At 65.2% G+C, this 13,657-nt stretch carries 14 protein-coding genes and 1 pseudogene; 8 read left to right on the top strand and 7 right to left on the bottom strand.

Annotation, left to right across the window (positions count from 1 at the left end; genetic code table 11):
* The first annotated feature begins 31 nt into the window (after positions 1–31).
* Positions 32–1,033: an NADP-dependent oxidoreductase gene (locus FXB41_RS37225; RefSeq protein ID WP_219685315.1), complete on the top strand. Its 1,002-nt coding sequence runs from the start codon at positions 32–34 to the stop codon at positions 1,031–1,033.
* A 28-nt stretch (positions 1,034–1,061) separates the two neighbouring features.
* Here FXB41_RS37225 and FXB41_RS37230 read toward each other — a convergent pair whose 3' ends face one another.
* The 4 genes and pseudogenes from FXB41_RS37230 to FXB41_RS37245 all read right to left on the bottom strand — a co-directional run bounded on the left by FXB41_RS37230 (position 1,062) and on the right by FXB41_RS37245 (position 6,098).
* The gene (locus FXB41_RS37230) at positions 1,062–1,859 is read right to left on the bottom strand and encodes an adenylate/guanylate cyclase domain-containing protein (RefSeq protein WP_219685316.1); all 798 of its coding nucleotides are present in this window, start codon (positions 1,857–1,859) and stop codon (positions 1,062–1,064) included.
* A gap of 133 nt (positions 1,860–1,992) precedes the next feature.
* Positions 1,993–3,177 (bottom strand): adenylate/guanylate cyclase domain-containing protein, encoded by a 1,185-nt coding sequence (locus tag FXB41_RS37235; protein ID WP_219685317.1) that lies wholly within the window; start codon positions 3,175–3,177, stop codon positions 1,993–1,995.
* A 143-nt stretch (positions 3,178–3,320) separates the two neighbouring features.
* On the bottom strand, positions 3,321–3,905 hold the full coding sequence (locus tag FXB41_RS37240; RefSeq protein WP_219685318.1) for a HutD/Ves family protein: 585 nt from the start codon (positions 3,903–3,905) through the stop codon (positions 3,321–3,323).
* Positions 3,906–4,008: 103 nt separating this feature from the next.
* Positions 4,009–6,098: pseudogene (locus tag FXB41_RS37245) on the bottom strand (adenylate/guanylate cyclase domain-containing protein).
* Between the two features lie 319 nt (positions 6,099–6,417).
* On the opposite strand from FXB41_RS37245, the gene FXB41_RS37250 reads away from it, so the two are divergent.
* Genes FXB41_RS37250 through FXB41_RS37265 form a run of 4 tightly spaced genes read left to right on the top strand, consistent with a single transcriptional unit; the run spans position 6,418 to position 8,962 of the window.
* Positions 6,418–6,723 (top strand): BufA1 family periplasmic bufferin-type metallophore, encoded by a 306-nt coding sequence (locus FXB41_RS37250; protein ID WP_007600627.1) that lies wholly within the window; start codon positions 6,418–6,420, stop codon positions 6,721–6,723.
* A gap of 46 nt (positions 6,724–6,769) precedes the next feature.
* The gene (gene bufB, locus FXB41_RS37255; RefSeq protein WP_219685319.1) at positions 6,770–7,684 is read left to right on the top strand and encodes an MNIO family bufferin maturase; all 915 of its coding nucleotides are present in this window, start codon (positions 6,770–6,772) and stop codon (positions 7,682–7,684) included.
* Positions 7,674–8,453 carry an HvfC/BufC N-terminal domain-containing protein gene (locus FXB41_RS37260; RefSeq protein WP_219685320.1) on the top strand — a complete coding sequence of 260 codons (780 nt, stop codon included), beginning with the start codon at positions 7,674–7,676 and terminating at the stop codon, positions 8,451–8,453. The genes bufB and FXB41_RS37260 overlap by 11 nt, the downstream gene beginning before the upstream one ends.
* Positions 8,453–8,962, top strand: a complete 510-nt coding sequence (locus FXB41_RS37265; protein ID WP_219685321.1) for a DoxX family protein — start codon at positions 8,453–8,455, stop codon at positions 8,960–8,962. Before FXB41_RS37260 ends, FXB41_RS37265 begins: the two co-directional genes overlap by 1 nt.
* A 15-nt stretch (positions 8,963–8,977) precedes the next feature.
* Here the strand turns inward: FXB41_RS37265 and FXB41_RS37270 are convergent, their stop codons facing one another.
* From FXB41_RS37270 to FXB41_RS37280, 3 genes are read right to left on the bottom strand one after another with little or no spacing between them, the layout of a single operon-like run.
* Positions 8,978–9,823 carry an SDR family NAD(P)-dependent oxidoreductase gene (locus FXB41_RS37270; protein WP_219685322.1) on the bottom strand — a complete coding sequence of 282 codons (846 nt, stop codon included), beginning with the start codon at positions 9,821–9,823 and terminating at the stop codon, positions 8,978–8,980.
* A gap of 1 nt (position 9,824) precedes the next feature.
* Complete coding sequence (locus FXB41_RS37275; protein ID WP_219685323.1) at positions 9,825–10,385, bottom strand: carboxymuconolactone decarboxylase family protein; 561 nt, start codon at positions 10,383–10,385, stop codon at positions 9,825–9,827.
* On the bottom strand, positions 10,363–11,064 hold the full coding sequence (locus tag FXB41_RS37280; RefSeq protein WP_219685324.1) for a TetR/AcrR family transcriptional regulator: 702 nt from the start codon (positions 11,062–11,064) through the stop codon (positions 10,363–10,365). Before FXB41_RS37280 ends, FXB41_RS37275 begins: the two co-directional genes overlap by 23 nt.
* Positions 11,065–11,153: 89 nt before the next feature.
* On the opposite strand from FXB41_RS37280, the gene FXB41_RS37285 reads away from it, so the two are divergent.
* The 3 genes from FXB41_RS37285 (at position 11,154) to FXB41_RS37295 (ending at position 13,633) form a co-directional block, all read left to right on the top strand.
* Positions 11,154–12,143, top strand: coding sequence for a Bug family tripartite tricarboxylate transporter substrate binding protein (locus tag FXB41_RS37285; protein WP_007600616.1), 990 nt, complete (start codon positions 11,154–11,156; stop codon positions 12,141–12,143).
* Positions 12,144–12,168: 25 nt separating this feature from the next.
* Positions 12,169–12,705 (top strand): VOC family protein, encoded by a 537-nt coding sequence (locus tag FXB41_RS37290; RefSeq protein ID WP_219685325.1) that lies wholly within the window; start codon positions 12,169–12,171, stop codon positions 12,703–12,705.
* Positions 12,706–12,820: 115 nt separating this feature from the next.
* On the top strand, positions 12,821–13,633 hold the full coding sequence (locus FXB41_RS37295; RefSeq protein ID WP_219685326.1) for a class I SAM-dependent methyltransferase: 813 nt from the start codon (positions 12,821–12,823) through the stop codon (positions 13,631–13,633).
* Positions 13,634–13,657 lie beyond the last annotated feature (24 nt).

Consider the following 13,657-nt stretch of genomic DNA (forward strand, 5'->3'; position numbering starts at 1 on the left):
GTTGCGAAGAACCTCCGGACCGAGAGAAAAAATGAAAGCCCTCATCTTCAAGCGCTACGGCAAGCCGGACCAGATCGCGTTGGCCGAGATCCCGCGGCCGACGCCGAAGCCGAACGAAATCCTAGTCCAGGTTCACGCCGCGGGCTTGAACCCGATCGACAACATGATTCCGAAAGGGACGTTCAAGCCGATCCTCAAGTTTCAGCTGCCGGCCACGCTGGGCAGCGATCTTGCGGGCGTCGTCGTCGAGGTCGGAAGCCGCGTGACCCGCTTCAAGCCCGGCGATGCCGTCTTTGCCAGCATCTTCGATCTCGGCACCGGCGCTCTCGCCGAATTCGCGATCGTGCCGGAGGATGCCGCCGCGCTCAAACCTGCGAATCTGGACTTCGTGCAGGCGGCCTCGATCCCGATGGTCGGCCTGACATCGTGGCAGGCGCTTAGGGAGCGCATACGTCTCAAGTCCGGCCAGAAGGTGTTCATTCCCGCGGGCGCCGGCGGGATCGGCACGTTTGCGATCCAGCTCGCGAAATATCTCGGAGCGAAAGTGGGGACGACGACCAGCACTGGAAATATCGATCTGGTGCGCAGCCTCGGGGCTGACGAGGTGGTCGACTACAAGACGCAGCAATTCGAAGCGGTGCTGCGGGACTACGACGCGGTGCTGGGCACGCTCAGGGGCGACGCAGTCGAGACATCGCTTCGGATCCTGAAGCGGGGGAGCAGGATTGCTTCGCTGGTCGGGCCGCCGGACGCCGCGTTCGCGCGCGCCCGCGGGATGAACTTCGTCATGGTGCTGCTGTTCGGATGGCTGAGCCGCAAGATCATCCGCCAAGCCGGCAAAATCGGCGCGGACTATTCGTTCGTGTTCGTGCACCCGGACGGCCTCCAACTCGCCGAGATCGGCGAGCTGCTCAAGTCCGAGCGCATCCGGCCGGTGATCGACAAGGTCTTTCCGTTCGAGCAGGCGAAAGAGGCACTGGCCTATCTCGAAGAGGGACGGGCCAAGGGGAAAATCGTCGTCCAGATGAGATGAGGGCGTGGATGCGGCCCGCCCAATCGCCTCAGCCCTCCACCCGCCACAGCCGCCATCGCTCCGGCACGCCCTTGAGCTGGTGCATGCCGTGATCCCTGAAACGGATCCCGGACTGCGGCGCCAGTAGCTCCTTGACCGCGCTGGAGACCAAGACTTCACCGGCGCGCGCCTTGGCGGCGACGCGGGTGCCGATATGGAAGGCGAGGCCGACCGCCTCGGTGCCGCTCACGGTGTATTCGCCGGCATGCAGGCCGACCCTGACCTCGAGGCCGAGCGTACGCACGGCCTTCTGGATCGCGGCCGCGCAATTGATTCCGGCAGCCGGCGTCTTGAACGTCGCCAGCACGCCGTCGCCCGTCGTCGTGACTTCCTTGCCGCGCGAGCTCTTCAGCTCCTTGCGGACCGCCGCGTAATAATGGCCCATGATTTTGGTCCAGCGGACATCGCCGAGCTTTGCGGCTTTTGCCGTGGAGCCGACGATATCGACGATCAGGATCGTGGCGAGCGCTCGCTTGAGTTCGGTGCTGCCTGCGGCCGGTCGGCGCCGGAGCACGATCGCGCCGGCCAGCGGTTCATAACGATGGTTGCGGCGTCGCGCGATCGCGGCCTTGGCGTAATCCTGGGCCCGCTGCGCGCTGCCGCAGCGAATTGTCTTCTGCTGCGGCAGACGCGTCCAGTAGACCTTTCGTCCGTCACCGGCGCCCTGGACTTCCACGGCGCCCCATTTCAGGAGGATCGCGGTGCCAACGCGCCGGACACACCACGCCTTCGACGTGTAGCCCGATACATTCGACTGATGGATTCCGATGCGGAGGAATTTTGGCATGAACGTGCGGCCGATCGATGACACGCTTGGACGAAACGCTTGGGCGGCGTCGCACCGAGCGTAGTCACACAATCCCGGGTTGGCAACAGGACTCGAAGCTCGCCCGCTGCTGGGCCGGGGGCCGCCGTCATCTTCAAAACGCAAAAAGCTCGATCGGATCGCTGAAGCCGCGCACCTCATATTTGCCGACATGCTCCAGCTCGAACTCTCGCTCGACCAGCTCGGCGAAATCGCGTGACAGCAGCACTTTCTTTCCCAATTGCTTGGTCAAAGCTTCGAGTCGCGAGGCCATGTTGACGGCGGGACCGATCACGGTGAAGTCGAGCCGGGTGGACGATCCGATATTGCCGTACATGACGTCGCCGACATGGACGCCGATGCCGTAGTTCAGCGGCGCTCGGCCGGTGCCGTCGTTGCGCGCGTTCAACGCGATCATCGCCTGACGGGCTTCGGTCACGGCATGCAGCAGGTTTGCGCAGGCCTTGGGCTCGCTCAGCGGAAAGATGGCGAGCAGGCCGTCACCGATGAATTTCAGGATCTCGCCGCCATGCCGCGCGATCGGCTCCGACATCGCGTCGAAATAATCGTTGAGCAGATCGATGACGTCGTCGCGCGGCCAGTTGTCGGAAATCTTGGTGAAGTCGCGCAGATCGCAGATCATGATCGCGGCGCGCACCGTCGTGCCGGTGCCGCGCCGCGTGGCGCCGGCCAGGATGAGCTCGCCGGCGTGGGAGCCGACATAAGTCTCGAGCAGCGTTCGCGCCAGGCGATTTTTGACGCGGATTTCGCTGACCAGCGCCAGCACAGGCAACAGGTTCTTGAGGGCGGCGACGTGGGTGTCGTCGAAGCCGCCGGGCCGGTTGGTCGCAAAGGTGACGAGATGGCGCTTGCCGAGCGTATGATAGAGCGGCCAGGCCACATAGTCGGTGAGGCCCTGCGCGCGCATCTCGCGGTAGAGCGCGTGCTTGCGGCCGAGCGCGGGGTCCTGCTCGAGATTTTCGCGCAACTCGGTCGCGCCGTCGAACATTTCGTTGGCGGGACTGCCGATGAACTCGGACCGCTCGCGGACGTCATGGTCGACCCGTGCAATCTCCGCCTCGCGCATGCCGTCGGACCACATGAAGCGGGCGCCCAGCCATTGCGGATGGTGGATCAGCACGTGAAGCGTCGACCGCGCCAGCGGAATGCCGGCCTGCTGAAGCCGGATGCACATCTCGGCAAAGATATTGTCGATGAAGCGCTGGTCGCGCGTGCCGTTGATCAGCCAATCGACGACGCCGTCGGACAGCGTGGCGGATTTCTTCTCTGGCGCGGTCATATCTGCCCGTTCATATCCTGGCCGTCCACATCGTGTTTTGGGCGGCGGTCTGCATCAAGGCAGATATCGTGCTCCGGCGCGACGGCGTCAACCTAGCCAGTTGCATGGATTGTACGCATCGCTCTGATCGGCGGGAACGCCGTTCAGCCGACGACCTGGATAGACCCCAGCACGGCCAGCCCCGAGACGAGCGCAAGCGCCGATGCTCCGGTCAGTTCGACCTTCAAGGTGTTTTCGTGCGAAATCGCAAAATCCGTGCCGTCGAGACGGATGTCGCAGTCGCCATGCGCCGCGTAGATGACATGCGTGCCGGCGGGCAATCGCCGGTCACCGGGCGCCCTGAGCGCTTCGAGCTCAAGCGCGACCGCACCGCGCCGGCCCATCAAATTCACGACTTCGACTGGCCCTTCCTGGAGCTCGGTGACGATCTCGAGCTCGCCGGTGAAACGCACCGTGGTGAACGGCTCGCGCTCGTCGAATTCCTGCGTGGGCGACTTCAGCACCAACCCGCGGCCGCCGACCACCATCTGCAAACGGTCGATGCCGGGCATATGGGAGAATGGCCCGGCCGCCACGATCGGCGTGGAAGCAAAGCGCCACAGCAGGCTGTCCCAATCCCTCACGCTGGAATCGGCGCGATGGGCATCCGCGATATCGGTGAAGATGCCGCCGCCGTTCTTCCAGGGCGAGCGGGTATAGTCTTCGGGTTTCAGCAGGGTGGTTTTCATGTCTCGAGGTGGTCCGGGAGCGCAAGAGCGCGGGTGTCAGTTGCGTATCATGCAGACAGGATCGTCGCCAGCTCACTTCCGTCAGCGCGCCAATCTTTCGCGACTACTTCGTCGTCAGTGCCGCGACTGGGCGCCACGCAACATCAGGCGCGCTCTCAACCAACTGCCGACAGCGGTCGCGCATCAGTTCAGCCGGACGATCCGGGCCGCGCATGTTCAGCACGGCTTCGAAATCGGCGAGCGCGGCGGCAAACCGGCGCGCGCGGTAGTTGGCGAGGCCCTGTTCATAGCGGACGATCCAATCTTGCGTCTCGCCGCCGTCCTCTCCGACGAGTCCGACCAACTCGTAGACCGCAAACCCCTCCTCGCGTCCATACACGGCGATGCTGTCGATCTCGCGCGTGACGATGGCGCCGCGTGCGAGACGTTCGGTCGCTTCGCCAATGAGGATTTGCGTGCCGTAGGATTTGTTGGCGCCCTCGAGGCGGCTTGCGACGTTCACGGCATCCCCGATCACGGTGTAGTTCAAGCGCAGTTCCGAGCCGATATTGCCGACCAGCATGCGGCCGGAGTTGATCCCGATCCGGATCTGGAGCGGCTGGCCGAGATCGTCGGCAAGGCCCGACGCCGAGATTGCCCTGCAACAGCCGAGCGCCGCGCGGCAGCAGCGCAGCGCGTGGTCGGCCTGCGGCTGCGGCGCGCCCCAGAACGCCATGACGGCGTCGCCGATGAACTTGTCGATGGTGCCGCCATTCGCGACAACGGCCTCGGAGGCGAGGTCGAGATAGCGCGACAGCAACGGCACCACGCGATCGCCGAGCCGCTCGGACAGCCCGGTGAAGCCGGCGATGTCGACGAACATCACGCTGAGCTCCTGCATGCTGCCACCGGGTCTTGCCTCGACGCCCTGGCGCAACAGCGAGCGGACCAGATCGGCCGGGATGAACTTGCGAAACGCCGACAGGCCGGCCGCCATCTCGGCGATCGCGCCCGACAGGCTCGCGATCTCCTTCAGCCGCGACGGATGGCGGCGGACCTGCTCCAGCGCGAAGGCTTCGACATGACGGAGCTCGCCGACGACACGCGACAGCGGCGCGGCGATGACGGAACGCGCCAGCATCGCCGAGGCCAGCGCTGCGAGCACGGCGCCGATGGCAAGGCCGAGGATCAGGCGGCGCAATGTCGTCTCGACCGGACCGAGAAACTCGGCCTCGGGGATCACGGTCGCCAGCGACCAGCCGGGAAACGGCAGCGGCGTGAGCGCCACTTCGTAAGCCGCGCCACCCGATGTCAGCCGGCTTCGCCAGGCTTCCTTGCGACCATCCTCGCCCGCCTTCACGAGCGCCATCGCGCCAGCGGTAGCAGCGTCGTATCGCCCTTCGCAACGTGCAGCTCGTCGGCATCCTTGTCGGGCGCCGCGATCAGCTCACCACTGCCGTCGATGATGAAAGCCGTTCCGGTGCGCCCGACCTCGAGCTGCGACAGGAAGCGTGCGAGCCTGGTGTATTCGATGATGACCGCGAGCACGCCTTGCCGCTCCTGGTACACGTCGATAGGTCCGGCAAAGGCAATCGACGGCCGCTCGCCGGTCGGATGGTCCATGACCTTGAACCACTCCGGCTCCCCGGCCGCCAGCCCGGTCTTGAACCAGGTGCGATCGGCGACCCGAAAATCGGTCGGCTCGAAACGGCGATTGGCGAATTCGATGTCGCCGGGCACCACATCGTATTCGTCGATGCGGCGCTGGCCGGCATGATCGGTCAGCGAGATCTCCATCATTTCGAGGCGGCGGTCGCCGAGCTTGTGCGCGGCGAAGAAGGAGCCGTCGGGCCAGCCGAAGGCGACCCAGGAGATCGTCGCCTGCGATTGCAGTTGCGACAGGAACACGAATTCGCGCTTGTCGGCGTCGCGGGTGTCGAGCACGTTCTGCAGGAACAGTGTCCGAATGGCAGTGTGCGCGGCACGCGCCTCGTCCACGATCGCGGCGACCTCCTTGCGGACAGCGGCCACGATTTGCTCGTTGATGGTCGATGCGAGCTGCCGGCTCGCCGCCTCGGCCGTGCGCCACCACAACAGGCTGGAGAGAGCCGCGGTCAAAAGGATCGCGGTCAGGACCAGCGCCGAGACGGCGAGCCGAATGCTGACCGTCAGCTTCGCGATCGCGCGCAGGTGCCGTCCGGGATCAACATTCATCGCTGTTTCCGTTCTCCGGCAAAGCGGCGACTGGCCACCTCCTGTTACCGCTCTACGCAGCGCGTATGCATTCGTTACCTGTGGCATCCATCGCGCCCCGCCGCCAATGCTCTCCGGCTAAGGTCTCGATAGAGACTAGGCATTGGATTGACCGGCCAGTCACCCGCTAATCCGATCCAAGCGCACAGCCCGTGCGCCCATCTAACCGCCTCACGAACTCGTGACCTACTTGATTGGTAACGCGAGCCGGGTGCGAGGCGAACCGAACAAGGCGCTCTTCGCCTGCCAGGCGATGCCATCTCGAACAGGAGAAACTTCAATGTCTGCCAAACTTGCCGTGACCACGCTCGTTCTCGCCGGCGCCATGTCGACCGCACTGGCGACTCTGGCCACTGCTGCTCCGCTGACCAAGGCCGAGGGCGACGCGGCCGTCGCCGCCAAGAAGGAAAAATGCTTCGGCGTCGCCCTCAAGGGCCAGAACGATTGCGCGGCCGGACCAGGCACGACCTGCCAGGGCACCTCGACCGCCGACTTCCAGGGCAATGCCTGGAAATTCGTCCAGGGCGGCACCTGCACCAGCATCGAGCTGCCGGGCGGCAAGAAGGGCTCGCTCAAGCCGGTCTGACGCGCTGCGTCGCGACCACCACAACAGGGAAGAGCGGAGAGAAACCATGACGACGGCAATCGCGCCTGACATGTCTGCGGTGCCCCTCCGCTATTCCGCGTCCCTCGGCGGCGTCGCCGGGACGAGCTTCAAGCCCGAACACCTTCAGGCGATCCTGAGCACGAAACCGCAGCGCGGCTTCTTCGAGGTCCACGCCGAGAACTATATGGGCGCAGGCGGACCGCCGCATCGCGCACTGGAAGCGATCCGCCGCGACCATCCCGTCTCGCTGCATGGCGTGTGCATGTCGATCGGCGGACCGCAGCCGCTCGACAAGGCGCATCTGGCCCGCTTTCGCGGACTGGTGGCGCGTTACCAGCCCGCGCTGGTATCCGAGCATCTCGCCTGGTCGACGCATGAGACCAGCTTCTTCAACGACCTGTTGCCACTGCCCTATACCGCGGCGACGCTCCGAAATGTCTGCGATCACATCGATCAGGTGCAGGACGCGATCCGTCGTCCGCTACTGCTGGAAAACCCGTCGACCTATGTCGCTTTTCGCGAATCGTCCATGAGCGAGACCGATTTCATCCGCACTGTTGCCGAACGCACCGGCTGCGGACTGCTGCTCGATATCAACAATGTCTTCGTATCAGCAACCAATCACGGGTTCTCGGCGCTCGACTACCTCGCGGACTTTCCGCTGTCCCGCGTCGGAGAGATTCATCTCGCCGGCCATGCCGAGCAGGCCGACGACGAAGGCGACCTGCTGCTGATCGACAGCCATGACGGCCCGGTCGCGGACGCCGTGTGGAAGCTGTACGAGATCGTCATCCAGCGCCGCGCTCCGGTGCCGACGCTGATCGAGTGGGACAGCAAGATCCCGGATTGGCCGGTCCTGCAAGCGGAAGCCGCCGCTGCGCAGGCGATCCTCGATCGTTACCGCCCGGTCGGGCTGACGGGAGATCGTCATGCCGCCTGAGCCTGACCTTTGCTTTGCCGCAGCCTTTGCACCGGCGCTGCTCGACCCGGTGCGCCCTGCGCCTGAGATCGTGGCCGGTCCGAACGGCAAGGCCCCCGGCAAGCGCTACGATGTCTACCGCAACAATGTCACGGTCAGCCTGATCGACGCGCTCGCCGCGATCTATCCGGCGGTGCAGCGCATCACCGGCACCGACTTCTTCCGTGCCATGGCGCGCTTCCATGTTCGCCAGACGCCGCCGATCTCACCGCTGCTGTTCGACTACGGCCGCGACTTCCCCGTCTTCATCGCGCAATATGAACATGCGCAGATGATGCCATGGCTCGCAGATGTCGCAAGCATCGAGCGGGCCTGGCTCGATGCCTATCACGCCGCCGACGCAGCACCGCTGTCGCCGGCGCAGCTTGCCGCGGTTGCACCGGAGCGGCTCGGCGATCTCGTTCTCATACCGCACCCGGCGGCGGGAATCGTGCGGTCGCAATTCGCGGCGGTGACGATATTCGCCGCCAACCGCGATACGTCGCCGGTCGGGCGCATCGACGCTGCGACACCGGAGGACGCGTTGGTCACCCGCGCCGAATTCGATGTCGTGGTCCGGCACCTGCCGCCCGGGGGAGCAGCATTCGCGAGCAGCCTGATGTCGGGTCGGCCGCTCGGCGAGGCCGCCGCACGCGCGCTGGACGCGGCGGCCGAGTTCGACCTTGCTTCGAACATCACCGGCCTGATCGAGGCGGGCGCCTTCACCTCAATCGCTTTCGGAGACGTCTGATGATCACGGATCAACGCATGCAGGCGGGTGGCGGCCTCCCCTCGCTCGGGCTCCTCGTCGACAAGGCCAATCATCTCGTGCAGGCCATCGCCTCGCCGTCGATCGTTCAGCTCGTGCTCCGCGTCGCGCTGGCGGTGCCGTTCTGGCGTTCCGGCATGCTCAAATGGGCAGGCTTCCTCAGGCTCAACGACACCGCGGTGACGTTGTTCAGCGACGAGTTCATGCTGCATCTGCCGGGCGGGCCCTATCACTATCCGGCGCCGACGGTGATGGCGTTCCTCTCCGGATGCGGAGAGATCATGTTTCCGATCCTCCTCCTGCTCGGCTTCGGCACGCGGTTTGCGGCGCTCGGACTGCTGTTCATGACCGTCATCGTCGAGCTGACCGTGCCGGACGGCTGGCCCATCCACATCACCTGGGCGTCGATGGCGCTTGGCATCATGGCCTACGGGCCGGGCCGGGTCTCGCTGGACCACCTGATCTGCCGAGCGCGCACGCCCGAGCCATAGGCGTAAGGTGCCCTCTCACATCCCGCTCAGGCCGCTATCGACCGCGAGCGTCTGCGCGGTGACGTAAACGCTCTCGTCCGAGAGGAAGAACAGCACGGCATAGGCGATTTCCCAGGCGGTGGCCTGGCGGCCGAACGGGATTTGGCCCTTGCCGCGCGAGTGTCGGCCGGCGCCGGCCTCGCGGCCGTTCGGCGTGTCGACGAGGCCGGGATAGACCAGGTTGGCGCGGATGCCGCGGCGCGATCCGAGATGGGCGATGTTGCGCATGAGGCCGCCGAGCGCGGCTTTCGAGGAATCATACACCGCCATCTGCGAGCCGGCCTTCAGCGCGGCGATGGAGGAGATGAAGACGATCGATCCGCCGTCGTCGAATTTCGGCAGGCCCGCGCGGCAGCACAGCATCGGCCCGCGAACGTTGACGTCGTAGATCGCATTCCACTCCTCGGGGCTGACGGCGTCGAGCCCGACCTTGCCGAAGGTGCCGATGTTGAGCACCATGCCGTCGAGCCCGCCCATGGCGCGATGCGCCTCGTCAACCATGCGCACGATTTCGGCCTCCGAGGTGACGTCGGCAGCAATCGCAAAGGCTTCGCCGCCTTCGTCGGTGATACGCATGACGGTATGCTCGGCCGAGGTGCGGTTGAGATCGGCAACCGCGACCTTCGCGCCTTCACGCGCGCAAAGAATGCTCATAGCGCGACCGTTGCCGATCGGATCGGTGGCGGCATCGAACACGCGCTGGCCACCGCCGACGATCAGGATGCGGCGCCCCTTAAGGCGCCCCCTGCCCGGCGCTTCGCCCAGCGATTCCGCACTCGGCGGGCGGACGTAGCGGTCCCGCTTGCTATCGGTATCCGTCATCTCAGGCGCCCGGCTTCTTGCCGCCGTCATAGACCGCCATGCCGGCCGCGGGATCGAGATCGGTTTCGGTCGCCTCGGTGACGCGCGCCATCATCATGTAGAAGCCGAGCGCGACGATGGATTCGACGATCTCCTGGTCGCTGAAATGCTCGCGCATGGCGGCGAAGATCGCCTCGGGAACGCGGACGTTCTCGACCACTTCGCGGCCGAATTTCAGCAGCGCGCGCTCGGCCTCGCTCAAGCCGGCGGCATCGTAGTCGGCGCGCTCGACCGCGTCGATCTGCGCTTGCGTGCAGCCGACGCCAAGCGCGATCGGCACGTGCTGGCGCCATTCATAGGCGCCGCCTTCGAGCTGGGCTGCCTGGAGGATCAGGAGCTCGCGATTGACCGCACTGAGCTTCTGCTTGTGCAGGATCGAATTGCCCAGCCGCATCGCCGGGATCATGTTGGCTTCGGCGTGCGCCATCATGCGGAAAATATTCAGCTTGACCGGCATGCGGTCGAACGAGGCGCGGATGTCGCCGCTGGTCGTCTCCGGATCAATCAGGGGCAGCCTTGCCACGATTCTCTCCCTTGGCTTTTCGTTTCTTGTTGTCGTTTGTCCCGCCATCCGCCGCGATCAGCGACAGGAAGAAGGCGAGATAGCGGTCGATCGCCTCGATCACCTTCGCCCGCGACGACGGTGCCGCGCCCATCACGTAATGCTCGAGACGGATGTAGATCAGCCCGGCCGCAAACAGCCGCGCGGTCTCACGCGGATCCGGAGTCGAGACCAGACCGGCGAGCGCAAAGCCGCGGAAATAATCCGTCATCATGCTCTGCTCGCGCGCATAGAAATGATCGGCGAATTTGGCGCGGATGCCGGGCACGCGATTGCGCTCGGCGGTGATGACTTTCTGGAACTGGTGCTCGCGCGGATCCGACCATTGCTCGACCAGATCCAATGCAAACTGGCGGCAGAACGCGGCGGGCTGGCGCGCGAGCTGCTTGTAGCGCGGTTCTTCCAGCCGGCTCGCCGAGCTGGCCGGACCGTGCTCGCTGACGATCGCCTCGAGGATCGCGGCCTTGCCGGCGAAGTGATTGTAGAGGCTGCTCTCGCGAATGCCGACGCGACGCGCGAGCTCGCGCATCGAGGCGCCGCCATAGCCGCTCTGCGCGAACAGATCGAGCGCCTCGGCGAGGATGCGCGCGCGGGTCGTGGGCGCAGCCGCTTCCGCCGCGCTGGTGGTGTGAACAGCCATTCGGCTTGACTAACGAACGATCGTTCGCTAGTCAACCGCTTCAACTCCGCTCTCAAAAGAAGCGGAGAGCAATCTGGGGAGACCAGGTCATGGCGCGCTTCGTCCATTTTCGTCTGCTGCGCGCCGCAACATTGTCATTGGTCGTAACGTCCTCGGCAATGCTGCCTGCGCGCGCCGAGGATCCGGCCGCCTATCCCACCCACAAGATCAGGATGCTGCTGCCTTATGCGGCCGGTGGCGGCGGCGACGTGATCGGGCGGCTGCTCGGCGACAGGATGGGCAAGACGCTCGGACAGAGCGTCTATATCGAGAACCACACCGGGGCCGCCGGCACGCTCGGCACCCAGATGGTCGCGGCGTCGGCGAATGACGGCTACACTATCACCGTCGGCGGCATGACCACGCATGTGCTGGCGCCGGCGATCTATCCGAAACTGCCCTACGATTCGATCAAGGATTTCACCACGATCGGGCGCATCGGCACGTCCTCGATCATGCTGGTGGCGACCAAGGATTTTGCGGCCGACGACATCAAGGGCCTGATCGCGTTGGCCAGGAAGGGCGAGCCGATCCAGTACGGAAGCTGGGGCGTCGGCTCGACCGGACAATTCTGCGCGGAAATCCTGATGCAGCAGACCGGAATCAAGATGGACCACGTGCCATTCAACGGCATCGCCAAATTGGCCGGCGATTTGCTCGGCGGCCACATCTCGCTGGCGACACTCGACATGGCGACCGCGACTCCGCTGGTGAAGGACGGCTCGATCAAGGCGCTGGCCGCCTGCGGCGAACGCTCGCCGAGCCTGCCGGATGTCGCAAGCTACAAGGAACAGGGCGTGCCGTTCGACCGCAGCCTGTCCTGGGCGATGTATGCGCCTGCGGGCCTTGCCGAACCGATCGCAAGAAAGCTGTCGGCGGCATTGAAGGACGCGCTCGCCGATGCCGAGGTCAAGGAGAAGCTGCTGGGGCTCGGCATCACGCCGCAATTCGTACCCGGCGACGAGCAGCGTGACATCAACGCCCGCGACATCGCGGCCTGGAAGCAGGTTGCCAAGGACGCGGGCATCGAGGTCAAGTGATCAAGCTGACAAGAGGAGCGCTGGCATGAGCCGCATCTTCGGCGCGGTGCGCCAGAACGGATATGTGGTGCGGGACATCCACGCCGCGATGAAGCACTGGATCGAGGTGATGGGCGTCGGTCCCTGGTACTACATGGACCGCGTCAAGACCGACTGGTTTCGCCATCGCGGCGAAAACTCCGCGGTCGAGATGAGCATCGCGCTGGCCAATTCCGGCGACCTCCAGATCGAGCTGATCCAGCAGCGCAACGACGCGCCCTCGCTGTACAGGGAATTCCTCGAGTCCGGCCACGAAGGCCTCCAGCACATGTCCTACTGGAGCCACGACTACCAGGCGCTCTATGACAGGGCGCTCGGGCTCGGCTACAGGATCGGCCACGAGGGCCAGATCGGCGGCGACAAGGGCCGCTTTGCCTATTTCGACACCCAGGCCCATCCTGGGACCGTAATCGAGATCTCCGACATCAGCGGCACCAAGGGGCCGTTCTTTGAGAAGGTCCGGCAGGCGGCTTTGAGCTGGGACGGCACGCGGCCGATCCGGGAGGTCGGCGGGAGCCGATGACGCCGGCGGCCGGCAAGGCGATGCAACAACCGGCCGGGTTCACCGCGCTGCTGGCGCGGGAGACGGCAATCCATGGTAACGTGAGCTTCGTGTCCGAACCTTCAGCGAGGCAAGCATGTCCAACACTGACAAGGTTTTCGCCGGCTCGATCCCAAAGCTCTACGACGAATATCTGGTGCCGCTGATCTTCGCCGTCTACGCCGACGACATCGCAAGACGTGTCGCGGCCCGGTCTCCCTCCGTGCTGCTCGAGATCGCGGCAGGCACCGGCGCTTTGACGCGCGCGGTGGCGGCGGCGCTGCCGCGCGGCGTCCGTTATATCGCGACCGACCTCAACGAGCCCATGCTCGCCGTCGCGGCGCAGCGCCAGGCAGACGACGATCGCATCTCGTGGCGCCAGGCCGATGGATCGGCCCTGCCCTTCGACGACGCCGAATTCGACGTGGTCTGCTGCCAGTTCGGCGCCATGTTTTTCCCGGATCGCGTCAAAGCTTACGGCGAAGTGAAGCGCGTCCTCAACGGCAATGGCACGTTCGTGTTCAACGTCTGGGATCGCATCGAGGACAATGTGCTGACGCATGAAGCAACGGTCGCGCTCGAAAAGCTGTTTCCCGACGACCCGCCCCGTTTCATGGCCCGGACGCCGCACGGCTATCACGACAAGGCGGTCATCAGAACCGACCTCGAACGCGCAGGCTTCCGTGACATATCGATCGAAACGCGAGCTGAAATCAGCCGCGCACCGTCGCCCGAGCACGTCGCGATCGCGCTCTGCCAGGGCACGCCGCTGCGCAGCGAGATCGAGGCACGCGATGCCAGTAAGCTTCAGGCTGCGACCGACATCGTTACCGAGGCGATCCGAACGCGCCATGGGTCCGGACCGATCGAAGGCAAGATCCAGGCTATTGTGATCGAGGCGCGGCGATAGTGGCGGGCTTCGATCTGCCCGCCT

It is taken from the genome of Bradyrhizobium canariense (assembly GCF_019402665.1).
Classification (GTDB): domain Bacteria; phylum Pseudomonadota; class Alphaproteobacteria; order Rhizobiales; family Xanthobacteraceae; genus Bradyrhizobium; species Bradyrhizobium canariense.